At 40.2% G+C, this 25,519-nt stretch carries 22 protein-coding genes; 13 read left to right on the top strand and 9 right to left on the bottom strand.

What is annotated here, in order from left to right:
* Nucleotides 1-154 precede the first annotated feature (154 nt).
* A complete protein-coding gene (locus CLI64_RS04620; RefSeq protein ID WP_103136121.1) occupies nt 155-2,260 on the bottom strand; it encodes a M3 family metallopeptidase in 2,106 nt (701 codons plus the stop codon).
* A gap of 183 nt (nt 2,261-2,443) precedes the next feature.
* Here CLI64_RS04620 and CLI64_RS04615 point away from each other — a divergent pair, with 183 nt between their 5' ends.
* The 3 genes from CLI64_RS04615 (at nt 2,444) to CLI64_RS04605 (ending at nt 4,906) form a co-directional block, all read left to right on the top strand.
* On the top strand, nt 2,444-3,232 hold the full coding sequence (locus tag CLI64_RS04615; RefSeq protein WP_103136120.1) for a dienelactone hydrolase family protein: 789 nt from the start codon (nt 2,444-2,446) through the stop codon (nt 3,230-3,232).
* A gap of 184 nt (nt 3,233-3,416) precedes the next feature.
* Nucleotides 3,417-4,403 (top strand): zinc-dependent alcohol dehydrogenase family protein, encoded by a 987-nt coding sequence (locus tag CLI64_RS04610; protein ID WP_103140589.1) that lies wholly within the window; start codon nt 3,417-3,419, stop codon nt 4,401-4,403.
* A 131-nt stretch (nt 4,404-4,534) separates the two neighbouring features.
* A complete protein-coding gene (locus CLI64_RS04605) occupies nt 4,535-4,906 on the top strand; it encodes a pentapeptide repeat-containing protein (RefSeq protein WP_103136119.1) in 372 nt (123 codons plus the stop codon).
* 8 nt (nt 4,907-4,914) lie between these two features.
* Here CLI64_RS04605 and CLI64_RS04600 read toward each other — a convergent pair whose 3' ends face one another.
* Nucleotides 4,915-5,220 (bottom strand): acylphosphatase, encoded by a 306-nt coding sequence (locus tag CLI64_RS04600; protein WP_103136118.1) that lies wholly within the window; start codon nt 5,218-5,220, stop codon nt 4,915-4,917.
* A gap of 105 nt (nt 5,221-5,325) precedes the next feature.
* Between CLI64_RS04600 and CLI64_RS04595 the strand changes: the two genes are divergently transcribed.
* The 5 genes from CLI64_RS04595 (at nt 5,326) to CLI64_RS04575 (ending at nt 10,395) form a co-directional block, all read left to right on the top strand.
* Nucleotides 5,326-5,703, top strand: a complete 378-nt coding sequence (locus tag CLI64_RS04595; RefSeq protein ID WP_103136117.1) for a DUF1823 family protein — start codon at nt 5,326-5,328, stop codon at nt 5,701-5,703.
* A gap of 315 nt (nt 5,704-6,018) precedes the next feature.
* The gene (locus CLI64_RS04590) at nt 6,019-7,677 is read left to right on the top strand and encodes an alpha-amylase family glycosyl hydrolase (RefSeq protein ID WP_103136116.1); all 1,659 of its coding nucleotides are present in this window, start codon (nt 6,019-6,021) and stop codon (nt 7,675-7,677) included.
* Between the two features lie 197 nt (nt 7,678-7,874).
* Nucleotides 7,875-8,918: a 3-deoxy-7-phosphoheptulonate synthase gene (locus CLI64_RS04585; protein ID WP_103136115.1), complete on the top strand. Its 1,044-nt coding sequence runs from the start codon at nt 7,875-7,877 to the stop codon at nt 8,916-8,918.
* A 142-nt stretch (nt 8,919-9,060) separates the two neighbouring features.
* Nucleotides 9,061-9,726, top strand: a complete 666-nt coding sequence (locus CLI64_RS04580) for a hypothetical protein (RefSeq protein WP_103136114.1) — start codon at nt 9,061-9,063, stop codon at nt 9,724-9,726.
* Between the two features lie 90 nt (nt 9,727-9,816).
* Complete coding sequence (locus tag CLI64_RS04575) at nt 9,817-10,395, top strand: Uma2 family endonuclease (protein WP_103136113.1); 579 nt, start codon at nt 9,817-9,819, stop codon at nt 10,393-10,395.
* Between the two features lie 32 nt (nt 10,396-10,427).
* On the opposite strand, the gene CLI64_RS04570 is transcribed toward CLI64_RS04575, so the two are convergent.
* The 4 genes from CLI64_RS04570 to CLI64_RS04555 form a co-directional block, all read right to left on the bottom strand.
* Complete coding sequence (locus tag CLI64_RS04570) at nt 10,428-11,870, bottom strand: ATP-dependent DNA helicase RecQ (RefSeq protein ID WP_103136112.1); 1,443 nt, start codon at nt 11,868-11,870, stop codon at nt 10,428-10,430.
* Between the two features lie 87 nt (nt 11,871-11,957).
* Nucleotides 11,958-12,797: a diaminopimelate epimerase gene (gene dapF / locus CLI64_RS04565; RefSeq protein ID WP_103136111.1), complete on the bottom strand. Its 840-nt coding sequence runs from the start codon at nt 12,795-12,797 to the stop codon at nt 11,958-11,960.
* Nucleotides 12,798-12,892: 95 nt separating this feature from the next.
* Nucleotides 12,893-14,497 (bottom strand): 2-isopropylmalate synthase, encoded by a 1,605-nt coding sequence (locus tag CLI64_RS04560; RefSeq protein ID WP_103136110.1) that lies wholly within the window; start codon nt 14,495-14,497, stop codon nt 12,893-12,895.
* Nucleotides 14,498-14,581: 84 nt separating this feature from the next.
* Complete coding sequence (locus tag CLI64_RS04555) at nt 14,582-15,103, bottom strand: NYN domain-containing protein (protein WP_103136109.1); 522 nt, start codon at nt 15,101-15,103, stop codon at nt 14,582-14,584.
* Nucleotides 15,104-15,768: 665 nt separating this feature from the next.
* On the opposite strand from CLI64_RS04555, the gene CLI64_RS04550 reads away from it, so the two are divergent.
* On the top strand, nt 15,769-18,108 hold the full coding sequence (locus CLI64_RS04550) for a serine/threonine-protein kinase (protein ID WP_103136108.1): 2,340 nt from the start codon (nt 15,769-15,771) through the stop codon (nt 18,106-18,108).
* A gap of 12 nt (nt 18,109-18,120) precedes the next feature.
* Here the strand turns inward: CLI64_RS04550 and CLI64_RS04545 are convergent, their stop codons facing one another.
* On the bottom strand, nt 18,121-18,849 hold the full coding sequence (locus tag CLI64_RS04545; RefSeq protein ID WP_103136107.1) for a rhomboid family intramembrane serine protease: 729 nt from the start codon (nt 18,847-18,849) through the stop codon (nt 18,121-18,123).
* 695 nt (nt 18,850-19,544) lie between these two features.
* On the opposite strand from CLI64_RS04545, the gene CLI64_RS04540 reads away from it, so the two are divergent.
* Nucleotides 19,545-19,913 carry a hypothetical protein gene (locus CLI64_RS04540; RefSeq protein WP_103136106.1) on the top strand — a complete coding sequence of 123 codons (369 nt, stop codon included), beginning with the start codon at nt 19,545-19,547 and terminating at the stop codon, nt 19,911-19,913.
* Between the two features lie 304 nt (nt 19,914-20,217).
* Here CLI64_RS04540 and CLI64_RS04535 read toward each other — a convergent pair whose 3' ends face one another.
* Complete coding sequence (locus CLI64_RS04535) at nt 20,218-21,060, bottom strand: Rpn family recombination-promoting nuclease/putative transposase (protein WP_103136105.1); 843 nt, start codon at nt 21,058-21,060, stop codon at nt 20,218-20,220.
* 69 nt (nt 21,061-21,129) lie between these two features.
* Between CLI64_RS04535 and xseA the strand changes: the two genes are divergently transcribed.
* Nucleotides 21,130-22,347, top strand: coding sequence for an exodeoxyribonuclease VII large subunit (xseA, locus tag CLI64_RS04530; protein WP_103136104.1), 1,218 nt, complete (start codon nt 21,130-21,132; stop codon nt 22,345-22,347).
* Nucleotides 22,348-22,497: 150 nt separating this feature from the next.
* Complete coding sequence (xseB, locus tag CLI64_RS04525) at nt 22,498-22,731, top strand: exodeoxyribonuclease VII small subunit (protein ID WP_103136103.1); 234 nt, start codon at nt 22,498-22,500, stop codon at nt 22,729-22,731.
* Nucleotides 22,732-23,237: 506 nt separating this feature from the next.
* Here the strand turns inward: xseB and CLI64_RS30640 are convergent.
* The gene (locus CLI64_RS30640) at nt 23,238-23,405 is read right to left on the bottom strand and encodes a hypothetical protein (protein WP_157943190.1); all 168 of its coding nucleotides are present in this window, start codon (nt 23,403-23,405) and stop codon (nt 23,238-23,240) included.
* 103 nt (nt 23,406-23,508) lie between these two features.
* Between CLI64_RS30640 and CLI64_RS04520 the strand changes: the two genes are divergently transcribed.
* Nucleotides 23,509-25,458, top strand: coding sequence for a sensor histidine kinase (locus tag CLI64_RS04520; protein ID WP_103136102.1), 1,950 nt, complete (start codon nt 23,509-23,511; stop codon nt 25,456-25,458).
* Nucleotides 25,459-25,519 lie beyond the last annotated feature (61 nt).

Here is a 25,519-nt window from a genome sequence, read left to right as displayed (position 1 = left end):
TGACTAATGACCAATCCCCTACCCGAAAGTAGGGGTTTTTTATTTTTAGGGGTGTAAGGGTGTAAGGGTGTAAGGGTGTAAGGGTGTAAGAATTTAATTGATTATTTTCCCTACAACCCTAAACCCCTAAACCCCTAAACCCCTCTCTATACCCCTATCTTCCGTTTAACAACCCGTTATGTCTGAGTAAAGACGCTGTACTCGGTTGACGGCCACGGAATGATTGAAACACCTGCATGGGGTGTTGACTACCACCAAGAGCTAGTACAGTATCTCTGTAACGTCTACCTGTGGCTTTAATAGCTTCCTCGTCTTCTAGTCCCGCTTCTTCAAAGGCTGCAAAAGCATCTGCACTTAGCACTTCAGCCCATTTGTAACTGTAGTAACCTGCCGCATAACCACCTTCAAAAATATGCCCAAATGCACACAAAAACGCATCTTCTGGAAGCGGGGGTAACACAGTCGTAGTTTTAGCTACACGGTGACGCACATCGGCGGCGGTTTCCTTCCCACCTGGACGATAGCGGGAATGTAATTCTATATCTACACTGCTGAAGTGAATTTGCCGCAAAATGGCACTACCACTCATGTAATTACGCGCTGCTAGCAGTTTTTGATAATAATGCTCTGGTAGCGGTTCACCAGTTTCATAATGCTGCGCCATACTAAACAAGGTGGTGCGCTCATAACACCAGTTTTCCATAAACTGGCTCGGTAATTCCACTGCATCCCACTCGACATTATTAATACCTGATGCTCCACTGTAGTCAACCTTAGTCAACATATGATGCAAACCGTGACCAAATTCGTGGAATAGGGTTTCCACTTCATAGAAAGTCATCAAGCTGGGTTTACCATCCACTGGCGGCGTTTGGTTACAAATTAAATACGCCACAGGTAAGCGGATAGACGTTACACCATTGTCCGTAATTTTCCGGCGATTGATACAGACATCCATCCAAGCACCACCGCGCTTTTCAGCAGGACGGCTGTAGGGGTCTAGATAAAAGTAAGCAATGGGGCTACCTGTTTCATCAGCAATTTGGAAATAACGGACATCTTCGTGCCACACTGGGGCTTGACCGTCAGCAGGAGTGACGGTGATACCGAATAACCGCTTAACTAAGCCAAACAAGCCTGCTAACACTTGGGGAAGAGGAAAGTAAGGGCGTAATTCTTCGGCGGTGAAAGCAAATTTTTCTTCCCGTTGTCTCTCCGCCCAAAAACTCAAATCCCAGTGTCGCAAATCTTCGGCTTCGGCTGCACCTTTAGCAGCAGCAAAAGCCTTGAGTGCAGCTAAATCTTGGGTAGCAGCGTCATAACTGACACTCCGCAACTCTTCTAAGAGTGCTTCCACCGCCTCGACATTGGGAGCCATTTTACTAGCTAAACTTAATTCGGCAAAATTCCCAAAACCCAATAAATTCGCTAGTTCTTGGCGTAATTCCAAAATCCTTTCGATGAGGGGGTGATTATCTAACTCCCCAGATGCAGCACGGGTGATGTAGGCTTTGTAAATTTTTTCGCGCAAATCTCGGCGGGTGCTGTGCTGCATGAAAGGACTGTAACTGGGGAAATCCAATGTAATATGCCAGGGGCCATTTTCTGGTGTGGCGTTTTCTTCGCCAGCTGCGCGTGCTGCTTGTGCGGCTAAACTGAGTAAGCTTTGGGGTAAACCGTCAACTTCTTCTTTAGTGGTCAGGGTTAAACTAAAGGCTTTGGTAGCATCTAAGACATGGTTAGAGAACTTGGTAGAAAGTTCTGCTAATTCCATTTGAATAGCGTTGAAACGTTCCCGTACTTCCCCTTCTAAGCCCACGCCAGACAGTTCAGCGTCACGAATAGCTGCTTCTACAATTCTTTGTTGTGCTGACTCTAAAGTCTGCCAACTATCACTAGCCTGGAGTTGTTTAAAAGCATTATATATAGGTTGACTTTGTCCTAGTTTGTTCATGAACTGTATAACTTGGGGTTGTACAGTTTCATAAGCTTCACGCAATTCTGGACTATTTTTCACGCCCATTAAATGATTCACTATGCCCCAACTCCAAGACAGCTGTTCAGTCAGATGTTCTAGGGGTTCTACTAAATCGTTCCAAGTGGGTTGGACATTAGCTTCTAAAGCAGTAAGTTGTTGGTCGAGTTCTGCCAACAGCTGCTCAAAGGCTGGTATGACTTGGTTTGACGTGATGTCATCAAACGGAGGTAAGCCAGAACCTTTGAGTAGGGGATTTTGAGGAATAGAAGTATTTGCACTCATGGTTTTATTTGAGCAGCAGTTGAAGGGATAAAAATCGATTGTAATGTAATTTTTTTCTATTTTTCATGTAGTGATAACGGCAATCAACTGTGTTAACACTTAGCACAAAGTCACAGAAACGGTATATATTTTTGACCATTTTCCAGAGATAATCATTACCGATATACCCTTGGGTGCTGAGAAATGAAATTACTCCTCTCTGTTTTACTGACACCTGTAGCTGTACTTTTAGCTTCTGGTCAGGCTTTAGCCGCACTGCAAACTAAAACTATCGAATATAAAGACGGGAATACAGTTTTAGAAGGCTATCTAGCCTATGACGATGCCATTAAAGGTAAACGTCCTGGTGTGTTGGTGGTGCATGAATGGGATGGCCTACAATCCTACGCTAAAAGACGCACAGAACAATTAGCAAAAATGGGTTATGTGGCTTTTGCTGCGGATATTTACGGTAAAGGTATTAGACCCAAAACAACGGAAGAATCAGGTAAACAGGCGACAATATACCGTCAAAATCGACCTTTATTAAGGTCAAGAGCCAACGCTGGGTTAAAAGCTTTACAATCAAATCCCCTGACCGATGTCAAACGTATTGCCGCCATTGGTTATTGTTTTGGTGGTGGAACTGTTTTAGAGTTAGCGCGTAGCGGTGCGAATATTGCCGGAGTGGTAAGTTTTCACGGCAACTTAGACACCCCCAACCCCGGCGATGCGAAGAATATCAAAGCGAAAGTCTTAGTATTACATGGTGCTGATGACCCGTTTATCCCAGAAACACAGCTAAAAGCTTTTGAAACGGAAATGCGTCAAGGCAATGTTGACTGGCAATTAATTTCCTATGGTCGGACAGTCCATAGTTTCACCAACCCAGATGCCAAAGGTGAAATTAAAGGTGCAGAATACAACCCCATAGCTGACCAACGTTCCTGGCAAGCAATGCAGCAATTTTTCGCTGAGATATTCCGTAAATAGGACATTGGGCAATCAATTCAAAATTCAAAATTCAAAATTAAAGAATTTTGGGCATGGGGAAATAGTGCTGAGGTTATATGAACAGGAGATGAGTCTTTAATTAATATGGGAAATATTCATTCCCCAGTCCCCATTTCCCATTCCCAATGCCCAATGCCCAATGCCCAATTCCCCATTCCCTAATATGCGTGCCATGATTTTGGAGTCACCGCGTCAACCACTGCGATTAGTTGACGTACCAATACCTAGTTTGAATGCTGGACAGTTGCTGATTCGGGTTCATGCTTGCGCTGTGTGTCGTACTGATTTGCATATAGTTGATGGGGAGTTGACACACCCTAAATTACCTTTGATTTTGGGACATCAAATTGTTGGTACTGTAGAGGGGATTGCAGGTGATGTTCATAACTTCCAAATTGGGCAACGTGTGGGTGTGCCTTGGCTGGGATATACTTGCAATTCTTGCCCTTATTGTCTTTCTCGTCGGGAAAATTTGTGCGATCGCGCTCAATTTACAGGTTATAATCTAGACGGTGGCTATGCGGAATATACTGTAGCTGACCATCGTTTTTCCTTCCCTCTAGATCCCAGTTATTCCGACTTGCAAGTTGCGCCTTTGCTGTGTGGCGGTTTGGTTGGCTACCGTGCTTATAGAATGACTGGGGAGGCGCAAAAGTTGGGTTTTTACGGTTTTGGTTCATCGGCGCATATCCTCATTCAACTCGCCCGTCATCAAAATCGCCAAGTATTTGCGTTTACTCGCTCTGGTGATATTGCAGGACAAGAATTTGCCCTTCAATTAGGTGCAGTCTGGGCGGGAGACTCTGATGTATTACCGCCAGAACCGCTTGATGCAGCCATTATTTTCGCACCAGTCGGGAAGCTTGTACCTGCGGCTTTACGGGCTGTGGCTAAAGGTGGTGTGGTGGTTTGTGCCGGAATTCATATGAGCGATATTCCCTCTTTCCCTTACAGTATTCTCTGGGAAGAAAGGGTGTTAAGGTCTGTAGCTAATTTGACGCGTCAAGATGGGGAAGAGTTTCTAGCTTTAGCACCGCAAGTTCCCATACATACTGAAGTTAACGCCTTTCCCTTAATTCAAGCAAATGAAGCCTTAGATGCTCTGCGTAGCGGTGAAATTGAGGGTTCAGCTGTGTTAGTTGTAGAGTAGAGGAAAGTAGTGGTTAATAGTCAAGAGTCAATAGTCAATGGTCATTACTCATTACTCATTACTCATTACTCATTACTCATTACTCATTACTCAGCACTCATTACTCATTAGTCAACAGCCATACATCATCTATGGATGCGGAGAATATTCAAAGGCTTTATACAGCAGGGGAGAGATATTTTCCTGCCGCCAACTTAATTCGAGCTAAGTTGATAGGAGCTTATTTACCAGGGATAAATTTATGGGGAGCAGACTTGAGTGGTGCTAACTTAGCGAGAGCTAAACTTTGGGGAGCAGACTTAAGTCGAGCCAATTTAGCAAATGCTAATTTGACTAGAGCGAATTTATGCGGTGTTAAATTGAATGAAGCAAATCTGCGCGGTGCTAAACTGAATCTCACTAAGTTGTATGGAGCAGATTTAACAGGTGCTTATTACGATGACAGCACCCGCTTTTCTAAGGGTTTTGATCCTGTCAGTAGAAAGATGCACAAGTTTGAATGACGGCTTTCTTACTCAATAACGCGCTTCACTTCAAATCCCCGCAAGCCTTCCGGGTGTTCATACTCAACCTTAACATCTTGCACCACTGCCGCAGGGGGGCCAGCGTGACACCAGCGTAGTATATCTTCCACAACCTCCCGCGCCCCTTCAAATACAGCTTCTACGCGTCCATCAGGAAGATTTCGCACCCAACCAGTTAAACCCAACTGGCTAGCAGTATCGACAGTAGCGTAGCGATACCCTACTCCCTGGACTCTACCGGAAATTAAGACGTGAGCGCGAATTAGTTTTGCTTGTGGTGTAGGATTTGGCATTGACCAATCTATACTTTACAATCACCAGTCTACATGGTTTGTGACTGAAGAACTGATATTTTAAATTAAAACTGCTAATGTGAAATTTTCAATTCTGCGTTGCTTATGTCTGAACTACCACCACTCAATACAGATACTATCTGGGGTATTCTCAATGACCAAATTGATGATGCAACAGTCATGCAATTAGTCTGGTATTACTTGGGTTATCGCTATGACTCTACAACAGAAAAGTGGGATAACAGCTTGGTTGCAGCAGAATGGCGAGATGAGTATCCAGAACCACCCAATTTTTTAGATAGCCGTCCCGCTACTATGAAGTTAACCCGCTCTATTCCTCAACAATATAAACAAATTACAAAGGAAAAGTTGGGTTTTAAGGGTTACAAAATTGGTACATTTACACCACGGGAAACTCGCAGAGCAACTGCTGCTAATTGGTTATTAAGTCATTTGCAGCAAACCATTGATCAAAGTAAATAATTAATCAAAGCAAATATTCGGTAAATATCACAGTCTCAAAAGAATCCGCTTCATATTTGGGAAGTTGTGATGACTCTATAAAATGGCTACCGAATATTTGCTTTTATATATATCTGAGGGTAGTAGACAATTACTGAGTATATGAAGCGGTAAAAATTATTTTAAGATAGATTAATAAGTAACCTATTGATATATTGAAGTCTCAAACTCAGGATAGAGGAACTCAGCTATTAATTATATCCTCTGATTGATTTGCAAATTGATTATTAATTAGAAAATAATGATTACTAACTTTTCATAATTTGATAAATTTTCATGAAAAATTCCATTGAATTTAAGTTATTTGCACCCTATAACAAAGGGGCGGCTGTCATAGGGGATTTCTCAGATTGGCAGGAAATTCCTATGGAAAAAGGTGATGATGGTTATTTTCGTACCCATGTTGACTTGGAAGATGGAACTTATAAATATAAATTTCGAGTACAGACAAAATCTTGGTTTTTTGAAGAAGAACAGTGGGTTGATGTCACAGATCCATACGCAACCGATATTGATGAATTGAGCGGCAAAGATAATGGTGTTATCCGCATCAAAGATGGGGAAATTATTGTTGATACTTATGTCTGGCAATATGATAATCAACCTTTACCAGCAGACCATGAATTAGTAATTTATGAATTACACGTTAGTGATTTTTCTGGTGGTGAGGATGACCCCTATGCACGGGGAAAATATAAACACGTTATTGAGAAATTAGATTACTTATGTGAATTAGGCATCAACGCTATTGAGTTAATGCCTGTGAAAGAATATCCTGGTGATTATAGTTGGGGTTACAATCCCCGCTATTTTTTTGCAACAGAATCTAGCTATGGTTCAACAGCAGATTTAAAACGTTTAATTGATGAGTGTCATCATCGGGGAATTCGTGTCTTAATGGATGGGATTTATAACCACTCAGAAGCCTCTAGTCCATTAACACAAATCGACCATGATTATTGGTACCACCATGAACCCCGTGACCCTGATAATAACTGGGGGCCAGAATTTAATTATGAACTCTATGATGAAAATTTAGATATCTATCCAGCCCGAAAATTTATTGGTGATACGGTGCGGTTTTGGATTGAAGAATATCATATAGACGGCATTCGTTATGATGCTGCTAGACAACTAGGTAACTACGATTTTATGCACTGGATTGTGCAGGAAACTAAAAAAACTGCTGGTGCAAAACCATTTTATAATGTGGCAGAACACATCCCAGAAACTACTAGCATTACTAATGTTGACGGGCCGATGGATGGCTGTTGGCATGATAGCTTCTACCACACCATCAAAGCTCATATTTGCGGCGATACCTTTGATTTAGAGAACCTCAAAGATGTCATTGACTGTAAGCGTCAAGGCTTTTTAGGTGCAACTAATGTGGTGAATTACTTAACTAACCATGACCATCATCATCTCATGGTGGAGTTAGGCGATCGCAATATTTTCGCTGAGGAAGCTTTTAAACGCGCTAAACTCGGCGTAGCTATCCTCTTAACATCCGTCGGCGTACCCCTAATTTGGATGGGTGAAGAATTTGGGGAATACAAGCCTAAACAGCAGGAATCAGCAAAAATAGATTGGCAACTCTTAGGTAATGACCTAAATAGTAGTTTATTTGAATACTACAAAGGGTTGATTCAATTACGTAAAAATAACCATGCCCTCTACACAGAAAATATTGATTTTATTCACGAAAATCACGAAGCTCAGGTATTAGCCTACAGTCGTTGGAATGAAGAAGGTTCTCGTGTGGTTGTAGTAGTGAATTTCTCCGAAAATTTCCTCGCAGGTTATCACGTTCCTAATTTTCCCTGTGGTGGTACATGGCACGAGTGGACAGGAGATTACGACGTAGAAGCCGGTGATGATGGGATTATGACCGATATTGGGTCTTACGAAGCCAAAGTATTTGTTTGGCAGTAATAAAATATACTGAAATCTCAGGTTCAACTTCTAGGGAGGGGAAATACTCTCCCTTTTTTATTGCCGTAACCCTAGCTGTTATGTCTGATTTTTCTGACTTGCCAAAAAAGTAAATGAATCTGTATCCTGTGTTTCATTTACAATATGGATACTAATCGGACTCAAAATTCCATCTCAACCATCAAGACAACTTCTCCATGCACAACAAATTATTTAACACCAATATTAAAAATTGCCACGTTCTCTTAACCCCTAACGAAATAAAATCTAAAGTACCCTTAACAAAAACTGCGGAACAAACTGTTTGGAAATTTCGCAAAGAAATAGAACAAATTTTAGACTTTCAAGATAGACGTAAATTTATAGTAGTTGGCCCTTGTTCAATTCATGACCCAGAAGCGGCATTAGAGTATGCAAAACGACTGAAAGATTTAAGCGATCGCGTCCAAGATAAGCTATTACTAATTATGCGGGTTTATTTTGAAAAACCCCGAACCACAGTAGGTTGGAAAGGTTTAATTAACGACCCTAATATGGATGATTCTTTCCATGTTGAAAAGGGTCTAATAATTGCGAGAAAACTATTAGTGCAATTGGCAGAATTAGGATTGCCTAGTGCTACAGAAGCCTTAGATCCTATTATTCCGCAATACATCGGCGAATTAATTACTTGGTCAGCAATTGGCGCACGCACAACTGAATCTCAAACTCACCGTGAAATGGCCAGTGGTTTATCAATGCCTGTAGGTTTTAAAAATGGTACAGATGGCAACATTCAAGTCGCCTTAAATGCCTTACATTCTGCCAGAACTCCCCATAATTTCTTAGGAATTAATCCTAAAGGACAGGTGAGTGTATTTGAAACTAAAGGTAATGCTTACGGTCATGTAATTTTACGCGGTGGTAGTCAACCCAACTTTGATGCCGAGAGTGTACAACAAGTAGAAACACAATTAAAACAAGCTAATTTACCGCCACGTATCGTGATTGATTGTAGCCACGGCAATACGAATAAAAATTACAAATTACAATCTTCTGTCTTAGAAAATGTCGTGCAACAAATTATTGATGGTAATACATCTATTGTAGGCATGATGTTAGAATCAAATCTATCTGAAGGCAATCAACCAATTAATTGTCCCAAAGAGGAACTCAAGTATGGCATTTCTGTAACTGACCCCTGTATCGGTTGGGAAGAAACAGAAAAAATTATTTTAGCTGCCCATGAACAATTAAAGTAAGAACAGCTAACACCATTTTGAATTTTGGATTTTGGATTTTGGATTTTGGACTGCTTTAATGTTGAGCTTTTCAGCAGTCCATTTGTCACAACCTTATTTCAAATCAATGTAACAAATTTGCACATAGCCTATTAAAATATGTATGGTAGCTTATACCGTTCATGAAATCTTAGAGTGCCTAGACCAAGCTCATAGAAATCTTGATTTTCCAGGTTTTGGCAAGATAAACATTGACATGGTATCTGCTAGATTGACAGGTTTTCGGAATGATTATTACTGGGTTCTAGTCTTTGAGGAACTCGTACATTGGTATGGTCTTGCTGGTATTCAACCTGTATTAGCAATTACTGCTTTTAGCAACCGTCCAGACATAGGAAATGGGTTATTTGCAACCCTATATCCAGTAGAAATTGAGAACGAGGATGATTACGAAAATACGAATGCTTTGCATTTAAAAATTCGTGGAGAATCTTTGACTGTAGAACCTAAGTCAATCCCAAAACACCATTACTGTAATTTTGGTTTTAATCTCCTCGTTTATCTACTCTCTGACTACCGCAGTCAAATGTTAGCTACTGAACAGGAGTTACTATCAATAGTATCCCATGAGCTAATACAGGTAATTCAACTAGATAACTGGCATCATCCAAATGTGTATGGATGGAATTTTGCCGCTAATAGACATTTCCTCCCAAGTGATGCTCAGTCAATGCAGATGATTGCTAAAGTGTTGGTGACAGGTAATCCCAATTTTTATCAACCTTGTGAAGAATCGAATGTAGATTGGCGAAGATGGTTAAAATCTTAACTAATATTTACACTTTCTTTTATATGTTTGTGTCACAAAATGGATATAGATTCGTATCCACGCGAATTCACAAAGACAAAAACTATTCCTATGACAGCACTTACTTTAAATCTTAATTCTGTAATTAAGTTAACGAGAGATCAATTTTATCAATTGTGTGCAGAAAACCCAGACTTAAAATTAGAACGTAATGCTCAGGGAGAGTTAATAATAATGCCACCCACGGGAGGAGAAACTGGGAGAAAGAACGTTAATTTAATTTTGCAAATAGCATCATGGAATGAACAAAATCAACTCGGTGAGGTCTTTGATTCATCCACTGGATTTACATTACCAAATGGTGCTGACCGTTCTCCTGATGTATCTTGGGTGGAAAAATCTCGATGGGAAGCTTTGACTAAAGAACAAAGAGAAAGATTTCTGCCTCTATGTCCTGACTTTGTCATCGAAATCATGTCGCCATCTGATAACCTGAAGAAAGTGCAAGACAAAATGAATGAGTATATGTTAAATGGGTGCCGATTGGGTTGTTTAATCAATCGCAAAAAGCAAGAGGTGGAAATTTATCGTCCTGGACAAGAAATAGAAGTTTTAAAATCTCCGCAAACTATTTCTGGTGAAAATGTATTACCTGGATTTGTACTGAATATGCAACGAATTTGGAATTAAACATATTCAAGTGATGTGATAGAAAAAGAGTATTAACGACAATTATCGCAGTGTCCACAACGCCAGTTAGCGGCTTCTCTCTCAAAGCCAAAAGCAGTTAATAAATATTGCCAACGGCATTTTTTTGTATTTAAATATTGATTCATTTGTTGAGCAGCGTGTAATTGCGTTACTGGCTGACTTTTGGCTTTATGTTCTATTTTGTAATGGAATGGGTCAAGCCAATGTAACTGCCCACTACTATGAAGTAGAGCTAAAGCGATCGCACTATCGGGAAATTGTTTAGTTATCGCGTTAACTTCTCCCTGTTGTGGTAGTTTTTTAATTAGCTGCTGGGCTTTTTGCTGCTGCGATCGCATTTGTTCTTGAAAAAATTCCTGTCTTTGTTTATCCTCTGGATCTAGCCACCCTGTAGGCTCACTGATTAAGGTTAAAGCCTCAGCAGGTTTCCCATCCCTACCCGCACGCCCAATTTCCTGCACATATTCAGATAATAGATGGGGTGCGTGATAATGTATCACCCAACGCACATCAGGCTTATTTATCCCCATTCCAAAGGCGCAGGTACACACAACAAAAGGAATTTTACCACCCAACCAACTTGCTTCCACTTCTCGGCGTTCTGTTGCACCTAAACCCGCATGATAACTAGCAGTTTTATAACCCATCTCTGCTAACCAAGCAGCTAAATTTTCACTATCTCGCCGAGTCCGCACATAAATTAAGCCAGCTTGTTGTGGTCGATTTTGAATAAATTTAATTAATTGTTGTTTTCTTCCCCTTGGTGTCCAAGCGATGCGGACGGTAGGATGCAAATTCGGACGGTAAGGATTAAGGCGAAATATTTCCGGTTGTTGTAATTGTACAACAGTTTGAATAGTTTTTTGGGCTGAGGGGTCAGCCGTGGCAGTAAAGGCAGCTATACTGATTTTTGTGCCTGGTGGTTTATGTTTGAGTAATGCAGGTCTAATAGATCCTAATCTGCGATAAGCTGGGCGAAAGGTTTCACCCCACTGTACTAAACAATGGGCTTCATCTAAAATCAGACCATTAATTTGCAATTGCGGATGACATAATCTTTCCCAGACTGGCGGACTTAATAAAGTTTCTGGTGATAAATATAATAATCTGAGTTGCTGTTTTTCTAATGCTTGCAATGTGGCACGCCGTTGAAATGATGGTAATTCACTATGCAGTAATGCCGCTTTTTGCTGACGTTCTAGTAGTTCCTGGACTTGATTTTCCATCAGTGCAACTAATGGTGATATTACCAAAGTTAAACCAGTTTGTAGTAGTGCAGGTAGTTGAAAACAAATAGATTTTCCGCCACCTGTGGGCATAATGATTAGTGCATCTTTTTGCGTTAATAAACTGTTGACAATTTCACCTTGTGGCGGACGAAAATCTTCATAACCCCAAATTTTTTGAAAAGCTGTACGAACTTCTTCCCAAGATTTTGTTTTGTGATTATTCATAAATGGTAGTAGATGCCCATATTTTGAATTTACACGCTACTACCTAAATACTGGTTCAGTAATTTTCTCAAATATTGCTAACAGGTTTTATGCGAATAACTCTGCTGATAATTCTCCTTGAGCAACTTTTGTAACAGCACCAGTCATAGAGATATTAAAGTCATCTTTAATTTGAATCAGAATTTCTCCGCCAGGCATTTTTACGGTAATTTCAGAATCACACAAACCAAGTTTATGTGCAGTAGCCGCCGCCGCACTGCTACTACTACCTGATGCTAAAGTGTAACCTGCTCCTCTTTCCCAAATTTCAATTTGAATAGTATTTCTATCCAATACTTTCATAAACTGCACATTAGTACGATTAGGGAAAAGAGGAAAAACTTCAAATATGGGGCCGAAATTTCTGGCGACATCGGAATTGATGTCATCTAAAAGAATGACACAGTGTGGATTACCTATTGTGGCTGCACAAAATGTAAAAATGCCTTCATCAAGAAAGATTTTTTCTTGAATTACTTCTCTATCATCGCCAACAACGGGAATATCACGACTCCAAAAGCTGACTTTCCCCATCTCGACTTGAACTATTTTACCTGCATCTGTGATTACAGATTGCACTATTCCACCCGCAGTTTCAATTGAGAATGGCTCTTCATTTACCCATCCCATATCCCAAAGATAACGGGAAAAAATCCGCAGTCCATTACCGCTTTTTTCGGCTTCACTCGCGTCGGGGTTGAAGATGCGTAAGGCAAATTTTGCTGTGTTTGATGGTAGCGGCCCGAACAAAATACCATCGGAACCGATGCCGAAATTGCGATCGCAGATTATTTTAATTTTCTCAGGGGTTAAATCACACGATAAATCTTGGGGATTGATTACTAAATAATCATTACCCAAAGCATGGTATTTATAAAATTTCCACATTTAAAGCTATCTCTGAGACTGTCTTGAATCTCTACAGTCATGAGTGCTGAGACACAAGTGGAGATTCTCACTCAGCACTCAGCACTCAGCACTTTTTACACTCTTTCAGCAGTTACTTCTGTTTGCTTCTCTTGCGTTTGCAATGCTGCGTACAAACGATTGAGTGCATTAACATAAGCTTGTGCTGATGCAACTATAATATCGGTATTGGCTGCATGACCGGAAAATACTCGCGACTCATGTCTTAGACGGATAGTTACTTCGCCAATTGCATCGATACCGGCTGTTACTGACTGCACAGAGAACTCAATCAACTGGTTAGGAACATTTACTACACGGTTAATAGCTTTGTAAACCGCGTCTACTGGCCCTGTACCAATGGCTGCGTCGGTGAGTTCCTCGCCTGTGGGGGTGCGGAGGGTAACTGTAGCTGTGGGTTGAGCGTTACTACCGCAGGAAACCTGGACTAATTCTACGCGGAATAAATCGGGTGCTTGTTGAATTTCATCGTTGACAATGGCTTCTAAATCCCAATCAGAAATTTCTTTCTTTTTGTCAGCGACTTCTTTAAATCTGACAAAGGCTTTATTGAGTTCGGTTTCTGATAATTCAAAGCCCAATTCTTTCAAGCGTGTCCTGAAAGCATTCCGCCCAGAATGTTTACCTAAGACGATTTGATTGTCTGTTAAACCAATCAATTGAGCGTCCATAATTTCGTAGGTGAGTTTATTTTTCAAAACTCCATCTTGGTGAATTCCTGACTCGTGAGCAAAAGCATTTGCACCGACAATTGCTTTATTGGGCTGGACTAACATTCCAGTCAAATTGGACACCAGACGAGATGTTTTATAAATTTGTTTGGTGTCAATATTGGTGAGGGATTCTTCAGAATTTTCCGGTCTACCCAAGAAGGGATTAAAATATTGTCTGCGGACGTGTAACGCCATGACTAATTCTTCTAAGGCGGCGTTTCCTGCCCGTTCACCTATACCATTGATGGTACATTCTAACTGTCTAGCACCATTTTTGACAGCTTCTAAGAAGTTAGCAACTGCTAAACCTAAATCATTATGTCCGTGAACAGAAATAATTGCTTGGTCGATATTGGGGACATTTTCTTTAATCCCCTTAATTAATGCCCCAAATTCATTGGGTGTGGTGTAACCAACTGTATCGGGAATATTAACTGTTGTTGCCCCGGCTGCGATCGCTCTTTCTAAGACTTGATACAAAAATTCAGGATCAGAACGTCCCGCATCTTCAGGGGAAAATTCCACATCATCGGTGAAACTCTTGGCATAAGCTACCATTTCCTCGGCGATCGCAATTACTTCCGAACGAGTTTTTTTGAGCTTATATTGCAAGTGAATATCAGAAGTAGCAATAAAGGTGTGAATTCTCCCTTTCGCTGCTGGTTTAATCGCCTCGGCTGCGGCTTTAATATCATCATGTCTGGCTCTCGCCAAACTACAAATTACCGGGCCATTTTCTGTCCCCACAGCTTGAGCAATCTTACTTACTGCTTCAAAATCTCCAGGACTTGCAAAAGCAAAACCCGCCTCAATAATATCCACACCTAACCGTGCCAACTGTTTAGCGATTACGAGCTTTTCGTCTATATTTAACGTTGCTCCTGGACATTGTTCGCCATCGCGGAGGGTCGTATCGAAAATAATGATTCTTTCTGATTTACTTGTCATTTTGGCTCGTCGTTTTAGTTTTACTTTTAATATCGCTTACATTAGTTTTTTGTGTCTTAACTTTGTAAATAATTGCTAAGAGTATTAACCTTCTGCTTTTTCTATTTGGTCTCTAATATCATTTAAATCTATATATCTATCAGTGGCGTTACGTAACTCTCTCGCAATCATTCCTTCCGTGGAAACTACTGTAATATGAGTATTTTTGGATCTTAATAATTCAATTGCCCTTTCAAAATCGCCATCACCACTAAATAAAACTACTCGGTCGTACTGATCTACTGTATTAAACATATCAACAACAATTTCAATATCTAAATTAGCTTTTTGTGAGTAGCGACCGGAGGAATCATCATAATATTCTTTGAGAATTTTCGTTCGGACTGTATATCCTAAGCTGATGAGCGCGTCTCGAAAACCTCGTTGATCTTGCGGATCTTTTAAGCCTGTGTACCAAAAAGCATTGATTAACGTTGTTTCTGACTGCTCATGTTTGAAGTATTCTAATACTCGTCGGGGATCAAAAAACCAACCATTTTTTTGTTGAGCATAGAACATATTATTTCCGTCTACAAAAATAGACAGACGATTCATTGGGGAACCCATAGAAAAATACACCTAACAATAGTAAAGAATTTAGATTGAACAATAGATTATAGCAATTCTCATTTGATCAATATGCTAATGCCTCAAGGATAACGTGCTATGTATAGCTTTTATCTTACCTCTTGCAAAGCATAAATTTATCTGTACCCTAGTATTTTATGTGTTGAGCATTGAACCTTTTAACTCCTTATACTATAAGAGATCTCCTGTAATCAAAATCTACCAATAAAATTGACTGTTCAACAGGAAGATTTGCGCTTGAGTCATTAAGTTTACTTCTAAAGACGTAAGACATAGGTTTGAAATGAGGATAAGGACTCATGAAAGTCTGTAAGATTATGCAGTCAACAATATTTGCATCCGCACTCAGTTATAGACGTTTTACAAAAGCTATACCCTGTGAATGAGGGTATAAGCTAGCCACAAGCCAAATCCGAACCGGTGTATTTCCGGCTCCAATCATGGAGAAACCCTGCTTTAGTCTCACTCACAAACAAACTTTTGCCGTAGTTGGCTGCTGACTTGCCTGCTGAGTAAAGTTTTATGAAAAATAAAAGTTATATTACAAATGTCTAAGCTGCTCATTTAAGTATTATTTCAATGTGATTGTAGTATTAGGTGATCACTATAAATCAAAACAGTTGTACGTAAATTATTAACATGATATGGCAGAAGAACCTACATCAACATCTAATAAGAAATATGTCTCTACTGCCAATATAGCGTCAAGTAAACCAACAAAAGCCAATATTACAGCTTCATTACGCCAGTCACAACAGATGATGAGATTGGGAAATCTCTTCAACATTGTGTCCGCAGTAGGTGCAGCTATGATAGCAACTTCCGGCGGGACTACAGCCCAATGGTTGGAGAACCAAGCGGTATCTGCATTTTGGCAAATTCGAGGGCCAATAGCACCGCCAGAAGATATCGTGATTTTAGCAATTGATGATCAGTCCATATCATTACCCGAACAGTACTATAGAACAGATCCACACAATAACGCCTACCTAGAACCACTGAGAGCATTTCCTTTTAAGCGTGCTGCTTATGCTCAGGTGGTGACAAAGTTAATGCAGGCGGGAGCGCGGGCTGTGGCTTTAGATATAGTTTTCGATACACCTGGTAGTTACGGTGCAGCAGACGATCACCAACTGCAAGCCGCATTACAAAAATACGGTAGCAAAGTTACCTTAGCAGCGCAATATGATACTTCGGCATCCCATCAAGGGACGTTTATCCAGCAGAGATTGCCCTACGAAAAATTTCGGAAATATCCAGTCAATATTGGTACAGTTAATTTCCCTGTAGAAGTAGACGGGAAGATTCATCGCTTTGCTGGGGAATATACCAAGATTTTGGCTAACAATGGTTTACTCACAGAAAAAATACCTGCATTTGAGGAAGCAGTGTTAAGGGCGGCATCGTTTCCCTATCCCCCCAACTCCACCAGAGGTGAACGTATTCATTTTTGGGGGCCATCTGGGACATTTGAAACGATTCCCTTTTGGTACGTCCTTGATCCGCAAAATTGGAATACTTATCTACAACAAGGGAAGGTATTTCGCAACAAAATTGTGATTGTGGGAGCAACAGCCCAATTAGCGAACGATTATCATGCAGTCGCCATTGGTAGCAGTTGGTTAACCCCAGAAAAGATGGCAGGAGTAGAGATTCATGCTAACGCCATTGCTACCCTCATGCAAGGCAAAGCGATCGCACCAGCAATTAATAGTCCCCTAGTGCGGGGTTTGTTTGTCCTGGCTTTAGTTGGTGGTGCATCATTGGTGATGAACACCAGCAAAAGTGGAGTCAAGCGATTTTTTATTAGTCTGGCTTTGGCAAGTATTTGGGGTGGTATTAGCTACATGAGTTTTATTCATACACAGTTAATATTACCGACGACTTTACCCCTACTGGCGATGGTTTTTAGTGGTACATCATATCTGGGGGCGGAATTTGCCAAAGAAAAAATCAGAACCCACCAGTTAGTTGCTATCTTCCAAAAATATAAAACTTCCCCCGTAGTACAGGAAATTATCAGCCAACAAAATGATCTGCAAGACTTGATTCAACAACGAGATTTAGAACTAGCAGGAAAAATCCTCGGTGGACGGTATCAAATTGTCAAAGTCTTGGGTGCTGGAGGATTTAGCGAAACATACATTGCTGAAGATATACAGCGTCCTGGTAATCCACAATGTGTAGTCAAGCAACTAAAACCAGCTAAAACTGAAACTAAGGCTGTGGAATTAGCTAAACGTTTATTTGCATCAGAAGCACAAACTTTAGAAAAATTGGGTCAACATCCGCAAATCCCCCAACTTTTAGCTTATTTTGAACAGGAAGCCGAATTTTATCTAGTCCTAGAATATATTATTGGTCATCCTCTCTCTCAAGAATTAGCCGCAGGTAGAGGGATTTTAGAATCGAAAGTAATTAACATTGTCAAGGAACTACTACAAATATTAGTATTTGTTCATGAAAATCAAGTAATTCACCGAGACATTAAACCCAGCAACATTATCCGCCGTCGAGCAGATAACCAGTTAATATTAATTGACTTTGGCGCGGTTAAAGAAATCACCACATCAGACATAGAAAATCAATCGCAAGTTCCTTTTACTATTGGAATAGGGACGAAAGGTTATGCACCTAGCGAACAATGTTTTGGTCGTCCCCAGTACAATAGCGACATCTATGCAGTAGGAATGATTGGAATTAAAGCCTTAACCGGTATCGCCCCCCATGAACTTCCTAGAGATAGCGATGATGAATTGAAATGGATTGATAAAGCCTTAGTTAGTGATGGTTTCGCCAAAATTCTGACTAAAATGGTGCGGGATGATTATAAAGAACGATATCAGTCTGTTTTAGAAGTCTTAGCAGATATTCATGAGTTAGAAAATACTCATACTCAAAAACCTTTGACAACTGATATTAAATTAGTCTCCCCAGATGATTCTGATCTACCCACCGCACCTTGGCCAGAAGATTTTCCTTAATAGCTTTTCAATCTAAAATCCCAAATTGGTATCAGATTCTTCTCGTGGTTTATCACTAAATAAACCCAAGAAAGGAGCCAGAATCGCGCCAAAGATAAAACCGCCTGCGTGCGCCCAGTAAGCAATCCCGCCGCTTTCCATACCGATGTTAGTGCGGGTTTCTAAGCTAGCTAGTCCGTAAAAAGACTGTTGTAAAAACCAAAATCCCAAGAAGAAATAGGCGGGGACACGGAAAGTCGGGAAAAACAAGCCCAGAGGGACAACACCGAGAATTTCAGCTTGAGGGAAGCGGAGAATATATGCACCCATTACGCCTGCGATCGCCCCACTCGCACCCAAGGAAGGAATGTTAGAATCTTGGGAGAAAAACCACTGTGCCAGGGCTGCTAAAATACCGCAGGACAGATAAAACAGTAAATACTTGGCGTGACCTAATTTATCTTCTACATTGTTACCAAAAATCCACAGAAACAACATATTCCCCGCTAGGTGTAAAAAACCACCGTGGAGAAATTGCGAAGTAATTAAGGTTGTCCATTCTGGTACAGGTTGATGCACATCAACACCAGCAAAACTTAAACTCAGTTCATGAGGAACTACAGCCGCTAAATGTAGAAACCCGTCTAATGCTTGGGGAGGAAGACTCGCTTCATAAAGAAATACTAAGACGTTGACAGCAATCAGTCCAAAGGTTACGTAAGGTGTAATTTCTGTTGGATTATTATCTCTAATGGGTACCACAGCTTTGAGTTGATTTTTGAGACACCAAGTTTACAATACTGAATCATGTTAGTAGTTTCTTCTACCTCATGTATGATTTGTACCCATTGAGGTTGAGCAACTGATTTGGTTAGTAAGAAAATATTACGGTGTATTTCTTAATGCTTGGAAAGAAAAGTTGAATTTTTCAATGGTTATGAGAGGTTCAACTGCACATCTCTATTGCGTAGTATAGGCTTGTCTAAATTTCAACTAGATGAGTCTGATTTACTATAAAGCTTATCTCTAATGCTTAAATCAATTTAATTATGATTAATTACGTAACTACACTAATATACTTTTTTAAAGGTAGCAAGATAATCTCAGCATTAATACTGAGATTAAATAAAAGTTTTTAGTAAAATTTTTTTATGTAAAGTTTCTAAAATAGCCTCAATATAGTGATATAAAAAAATAGTTATAAAAAAGTATGTGTATTTTATAACTATGAGAAGAAAAAAGCACATCCAAAAGGCATTGCTGTTTGCTAGTGCATTCCTAAGCTTGTCTGCATTTATCTTATTAACTTCAAAAGCAAGTGTTGGACAAAATACATAAACATATCAGTGCGTAATTTATGTGCAGAACAAATTTGCATTACATAGCCCATTGGTAGTGATAATCTTACCGAGAAATATTTTGTTTGATAAAAAAAATAAACTAGATAGAAAAACAATATGAATAACCGAAAAATATTATCAATCCTTAAGATGTCTATAATCGTCTTTATTGCTATAGTATCTATTTCTCAACCTAGCATGGCAAAAGATACTACGTTTAATAGAGATATAAATTTAAATTTGTACGCTTTCAACGATAATAGCAACAATTTAGAGTTGGCTAATTCCGATAAAGTTAATCTTGAATTATTTACTTATAATTATCAAAGCAATCCTATTGGTAATTTGATAATAAGATGCGGTACAAATCGTTTGTGCAAGAATTATTTTTTACAGCTTATTGGAGACATTTTTCAAAATTTATGGTGGTTGATAATTCCCGGAGGAATATTATTATTTATAATAGGAATTTCCGTCGAAAAATAAGGTACTCTCAGAGAATAAAATATATAGTCAATGATAATAATGATCATTTTGTGTAGATATAGCGGTAATGAAGGAGAAGCTAATCAAGCGATGAAGCGGATAGTTATGCAACGCTTTTAAGCCTTTGCTTCGCAAGGAAGTTAAACCTCAATGGCTCTTGAAAGCCTGAACAGTCAATACTTCTAACCATTCATCAAATTTTTTCTTATCCTTTTCTTACTTGGTATTTGTCAAAAGCGATCGCCTTTACCAAATGAAAAGCGATCGCCATTCTTTGTGTAACAAAAGTTACTAATCACCTGAATCAATTCTGTTGCTGGGCAATTTGTCTCACTGCTTCAACATTCAGTCCTAACTGTTGAGCTATTTCTTCTACACTGATACCTGCTTTTAAGAGCAACGGTACTGCGGCTAGTTTACCTTCTTGCCTTCCTTCTTGCCTTCCTTCTTGTCTCCCTTCTTGTCTCCCTTCTTCTCTTCCTTCTTCCCTACCTTCGTTTAAGGCTTCTTGATAAACTCTAGTTTGTTTGAGGGCGTTCAGTTTCAACATATCTTCTATCTCTTGGCGGCTTAGTAGAGGAAACTTATAAACTATGATCGTTTCAATTAAATCTATGATGGCTTGGGTAGAGAGACGATCTGTGATTTCCTGTCTAGTTTTATTAATCAGTTCTACAGCCAGGTTTGGTGCTGTTGCTTCTGGTTCTACCACTAATTTTATGATATCGATACCCAAGGTTTGGGAGTTAGGTTCGATTTCATCAATATACACTCTTTGAACTTTGGCACTAGCTAACAATATTTCATGTAGTCGGCTGTTATTTGGTTCTAAAGAACGTTTGGGGTAGATAATCACCACATACCAATCATAAATAGCTGGATTCTGCTCTATAAAAAGAAATAGCTCTGCAAACACTCTATGATATAGCAGTTCATCCTTTTGAAATTGCACCTCACAAAAATAGACAGTTTGATCAGAACTGTTGTCTGTTGGTAGAAACACTCCATCAATGCGAAAGGCTGTTTGTTTGATTTCTACCGAACGGAATTGATAACCTTGGGCATAATCGGCAGAGTATCCGATTAACTCAAAGAAAATACCAGGAAACTCTGCAAATAATTGATAAAAAATACTGTCAGTCTTCACTCTGAGTGCTGAATCTATATATCAAAAAGGCGTTATCTTGATTCTAAGTGCATAGTGGGTTGAAATAAAATGAATCTTGACTTTCCTGATACCGCTTTATCTGTAGCAGGAATCACCGAATATCTCCAAGCCTTGTTAGAAGAAAATCCCATTCTGCGACAAGTTTGGGTAACTGGTGAGGTATCTAGCGCAAATCAACATCGCAGTGGTTTATTTTTCACACTGCAAGATCCCAATGGAACAGCCGCAATTAAGTGTGTAGTCTGGAATAGTCAAGTTAGTAAACTGATGCAACTACCTGCTGTTGGGGAACAGATGATGATTTTAGGCAGTATTCGCGTCTATCCCCAAAGAGGAGAGTATCAATTAACAGTATGGCAAGCTTTAGGTGCTGGTGAGGGCTTGCAAGCACTGCGTTATCAGCAATTACGTAACCGTCTATTAGAAGAAGGTTTATTTGATACAGCAAGAAAGCGATCGCTCCCACCCCATCCCCACACCATCGCTGTAGTCACATCCCCAACTGCTGCGGCTTGGGGAGATATTCAACGCACTCTCAAGCAAAGGTATCCAGGTTTACGGGTGTTATTTTCACCTGCTACCGTTCAAGGTGAACAAGCCCCCGAATCGATTGTGAAGGCGATCGCCAGAGTAGAACAAGATGGACGCGCCGAAGTATTAATTTTAGCGCGGGGTGGTGGAGCCGTGGAGGAATTAGCTTGTTTTAATGATGAACGGGTAGTGAGGGCGGTAGCTGAATGTTCTATCCCAGTAATTACAGGAATTGGCCATCAACGGGATGAATCGCTAACGGACTTAGTAGCGGATGTGTGCGTACATACACCCACGGCGGCGGCGGAAATTGTTGTTCCTGCTTTGGCACAGTTGTATACTCAACATCGTCAGCGAGTTGATGCTTTGTATGATGCCCTGCTAGCTTCTCAGAGTCAAGCCGCCTATAAACTGCAAACCTTACGCCATCGCCTACGCAACCTGCGTTTAGATAGACAAGTGCAGCAAGAAGCCAACAAACTCACTTGGCAACGGCAAAGATTACTGCAACTGATCAAAGGGCGATCGCAACAAGCACAACAACATCTAGAATTACTAAGACAAAAACTAGCCACCCTCGACCCCAAAGCCGTATTACAGCGTGGTTATGCTGTAGTTAGACAAGAAAATGGCGAGATTGTGCGTGTTGCGAATGAACTCACTGTAGGGCAAGAATTAGGGCTGCAATTGGCACAGGGTAAAGTGAAAGTAAAAGTCATCGCAGTAGAGAAATAGGGCAGGGAAGAGGAATTGGGGCAGGGTGCAGGGGGCAAGGGGGAGAAAAATTGCTCCATTTCTCCCTGCACCCTGCCCCCCTGCCTAATTTATGGTTTAATGTGGGTGAAAACTGATAAATTTATTTTCTAAAAAACAAAGACACAATCAATGGTCAAGCGGAAAACATCCCCTAATTCTGATGATTTAAGTAATTGGAATTATGAGGAAAAAGTAGCAGAAATAGAAAAAATTATCACTCAGATTGAATCAGGTAATTTAGAGTTAGAAGCTGTATTTGATCAGTTTGCTAATGCTGTTGAATACCTGCAAGAATGTGAAAATTTCCTCAATAAGCGTCAAAAACAAGTTGATTTGTTAATTGAAACCTTAACTGATGAGTAGAATACGTGTAAGAGGATGTTTTAAAAGCTAGTAGGTTGGGCTTCGCCTTGCTCAACCCAACATAGATATCAATATTGGATTGACGTAAGAAAAACCAACCTACAATTTTTTTGGTATTTTGTACTGCAACATTTAAGGCTTAACACAGCACTATATATACTTAGATTTTTTCTTCAAATCAAATCGGATTCCTATATTTGCTAACTTGTTACCAAAAAAGATTGATATCAAACAACGAAACAATATTCTTACGGAAATATACGGATAACAATTATACAATTAAGACTTAAAATTTACAGCTTATAATGGCTGATTCATAAATTTTGTTAACTATAAGTGAAAGTAACATTGCTTACTCGTTAAGTTTGTGAACTGCAATGTTAAAGTCTTCATATTTCTGGGAAAGCTAGGCTTAATGATTTATGAAATTTCTCTGTGGTTATGGTAAATCTCCTAGTATTAGGCATTGCTAAGTCTAGCTTGCTACTCCCAACAGGTGTGAATAATTATCCACACCACTCGCATTTTCGATGTTTACAGGAGTCGAACTGCAAAATATTTGAGATTTGACAGTTGAAATTACATCCTGATGCTATTCCCAAACAATAGTAGAGCGTTTTCATGCGATCGCCTGCGGTATGTCCGGCAAAGCCTAAACCAGTTTGATACCTCATCCTGATTCTCATCAGTGGGTGGCTGCAAAGTCAGAAAATATTGACAAAAGTAGTGCAGTGAGATGAATCCTTCATTACCATCAAGTTTTAGACGAGGTGTTTCATGTATTCAGTTAACCTCAGAAAAATTTTTCAGAAAAAAGAACTACTCTCTCTCCTGCAAGAGTTAGTGAAACCGCTCAACATCGGACTTGATGTGGAAACGGTAGACGGTACAACACTTCTGAGCATTGGTGAGCAAATTGGCAAACAGCGACATCCGATTGAGGTATCAGGAGAAACTATTGGTTGGGTATTAGGAGAAGAACAAGCCAAGGTAGTGGCAATTTTGCTTTCATTTTTAGCAAAACAAGAAGCCGAGAAGAAAGAACTGGCTAAAGAATTACTGGAGCGATATCAAGAAATCGATTTGTTTGAGGGTATTTCAACACAACTAACCACAAGTCTAGATAAGCATCAGATAGCCGAGTTAGTCCTTCAGGAAATGAGTCAATTAGTTGAATCTTCTGCGGGAATGATTCTGCTACTAAATCCCCATACGGCTGCGTTTGAAGTTATCGGTGAATATGGACAGTTGTTTGACCACCACCAACCACTCATAAATACAGGAATTGTGGGACATATTGTCAAATCTGGTCGAGCAGAACTCATCAACGATGTGCCAGCAGATTTGCGATCGCAAGGACAAGAAAACGTCAAAGCTCTGATTTGCGTACCTTTGCGAGACAAGGAACGAGTTACAGGCGTAATTGCTATCGGCACAAATAAAACTGACGCATACAAAGCCGAACATCTCAAACTGGTGAGCATTTTCGCCTCACAAACAGCGATCGCTATTGAAAAAGCTTTAATGTATGAGCAAAGCACCAAAGCCACAGCCCAAGCTCAAGCTCAAACAGAAAAACTCCAGCAGGCTCTGCATAATTTGCAACTAGCACAAACTCAGCTGATTCAAAGCGAAAAAATGTCAAGCTTAGGGCAACTAATCGCCGGTGTAGCCCATGAAATTAATAATCCAGTTAACTTTATCTGTGGCAACTTAAGACACGTTGCTGAGTACGCCCAAGATTTATTACACCTACTGCAATATTATCAACAACTCTCACCTGTAGCTCCTGCACAACTGCAATTAGAGCTAGAAAATATCGATGTGGAATTTATCATGGAGGATCTTCCCAAACTCCTAGATTCCATGAAATTAGGGACAGATCGCATCGTCGAAATCGTCAAATCCCTCAAAAACTTCTCTCGCCATGATGAAGCCCAAATGAAAACCGTCAATATCCATGATGGCATTGACGGAACGCTGATGATTTTGCGCCATCGTCTCAAAGCCTCCACCAATCGTCCAGAGATTGTCATTGTTAAAGATTATGCCGACTTGCCTCTGGTGGAATGCTACCCCGGCAAATTAAATCAAGTGTTCATGAATATCTTGGCCAATGCTGTTGACGCTTTAGAAGAGTCCTTAGACAAAAGTCCTGAAACATTCACTAAACCTCAAATCAATATTCGTACCCATACCCTAGACAACGGTTCGATAGTGATTCGCATTGCCGATAACGGCCCAGGTATGCCAGAAGAAGTGATTCAACGAATTTACGATCCCTTCTTTACTACAAAAGAAGTTGGTAAAGGAACTGGGTTAGGTATGTCTATCAGCTACCAAATCATTGTGGAAGCACACCAAGGCATTCTCAAGTGTCGTTCTCAACCAGGCAAAGGTACAGAATTTTGGATTCAGATTCCCGTCAATTGTGGGCTAGAAGAAGATATTAGAGAGACGAGTAGCATCCGTATTGACCCCAAAAATGACTTGATACCCCATTCCGCCGCAGTTGTCGATAGCGAGGGCTTTATCTCATCAGTCTCACCCAGCCTCAAACCCACTCAACTGCTTGCCTACCACACTCAACTGATTCGCCGACTGTCAAAGCAAAATCCAGATGTCAATGGAGCATCCCCTGAGCAAATGGTTGAGATATTCCAACGTCACCCAATTTCGCTAAAACTTTACGCCACCTTGTTGTCTTGCTTTTGTTGTCCCACTTAACACAGCTTTTTCAAGGGGTGTGGGGAGATCGGGGAGACAAAGTAGACAAAGTAGACAAGGT

It is taken from the genome of Nostoc sp. CENA543, from assembly GCF_002896875.1.
GTDB lineage: Bacteria > Cyanobacteriota > Cyanobacteriia > Cyanobacteriales > Nostocaceae > Trichormus.
This window is presented reverse-complemented; position numbering and strand designations above follow the sequence as displayed.

Coding starts and splice junctions, on each gene's coding strand:
- CLI64_RS04595 (WP_103136117.1), top strand. CDS start 5,326: ATGTCTGAACTACCACCACTCAATACAGATACTATCTGGGGTATTCTC.
- CLI64_RS04520 (WP_103136102.1), top strand. CDS start 23,509: ATGTATTCAGTTAACCTCAGAAAAATTTTTCAGAAAAAAGAACTACTC.
- CLI64_RS04580 (WP_103136114.1), top strand. CDS start 9,061: ATGGTAGCTTATACCGTTCATGAAATCTTAGAGTGCCTAGACCAAGCT.
- CLI64_RS04540 (WP_103136106.1), top strand. CDS start 19,545: ATGAATAACCGAAAAATATTATCAATCCTTAAGATGTCTATAATCGTC.
- CLI64_RS04600 (WP_103136118.1), bottom strand. CDS start 5,220: ATGCCAAATCCTACACCACAAGCAAAACTAATTCGCGCTCACGTCTTA.
- CLI64_RS04560 (WP_103136110.1), bottom strand. CDS start 14,497: ATGACAAGTAAATCAGAAAGAATCATTATTTTCGATACGACCCTCCGC.
- xseA (WP_103136104.1), top strand. CDS start 21,130: ATGAATCTTGACTTTCCTGATACCGCTTTATCTGTAGCAGGAATCACC.
- CLI64_RS04615 (WP_103136120.1), top strand. CDS start 2,444: ATGAAATTACTCCTCTCTGTTTTACTGACACCTGTAGCTGTACTTTTA.
- CLI64_RS04590 (WP_103136116.1), top strand. CDS start 6,019: ATGAAAAATTCCATTGAATTTAAGTTATTTGCACCCTATAACAAAGGG.
- CLI64_RS04550 (WP_103136108.1), top strand. CDS start 15,769: ATGGCAGAAGAACCTACATCAACATCTAATAAGAAATATGTCTCTACT.
- dapF (WP_103136111.1), bottom strand. CDS start 12,797: ATGTGGAAATTTTATAAATACCATGCTTTGGGTAATGATTATTTAGTA.
- CLI64_RS04575 (WP_103136113.1), top strand. CDS start 9,817: ATGACAGCACTTACTTTAAATCTTAATTCTGTAATTAAGTTAACGAGA.
- CLI64_RS30640 (WP_157943190.1), bottom strand. CDS start 23,405: ATGAGGTATCAAACTGGTTTAGGCTTTGCCGGACATACCGCAGGCGAT.
- xseB (WP_103136103.1), top strand. CDS start 22,498: ATGGTCAAGCGGAAAACATCCCCTAATTCTGATGATTTAAGTAATTGG.
- CLI64_RS04605 (WP_103136119.1), top strand. CDS start 4,535: ATGGATGCGGAGAATATTCAAAGGCTTTATACAGCAGGGGAGAGATAT.
- CLI64_RS04585 (WP_103136115.1), top strand. CDS start 7,875: ATGCACAACAAATTATTTAACACCAATATTAAAAATTGCCACGTTCTC.
- CLI64_RS04555 (WP_103136109.1), bottom strand. CDS start 15,103: ATGGGTTCCCCAATGAATCGTCTGTCTATTTTTGTAGACGGAAATAAT.
- CLI64_RS04620 (WP_103136121.1), bottom strand. CDS start 2,260: ATGAGTGCAAATACTTCTATTCCTCAAAATCCCCTACTCAAAGGTTCT.
- CLI64_RS04570 (WP_103136112.1), bottom strand. CDS start 11,870: ATGAATAATCACAAAACAAAATCTTGGGAAGAAGTTCGTACAGCTTTT.
- CLI64_RS04610 (WP_103140589.1), top strand. CDS start 3,417: ATGCGTGCCATGATTTTGGAGTCACCGCGTCAACCACTGCGATTAGTT.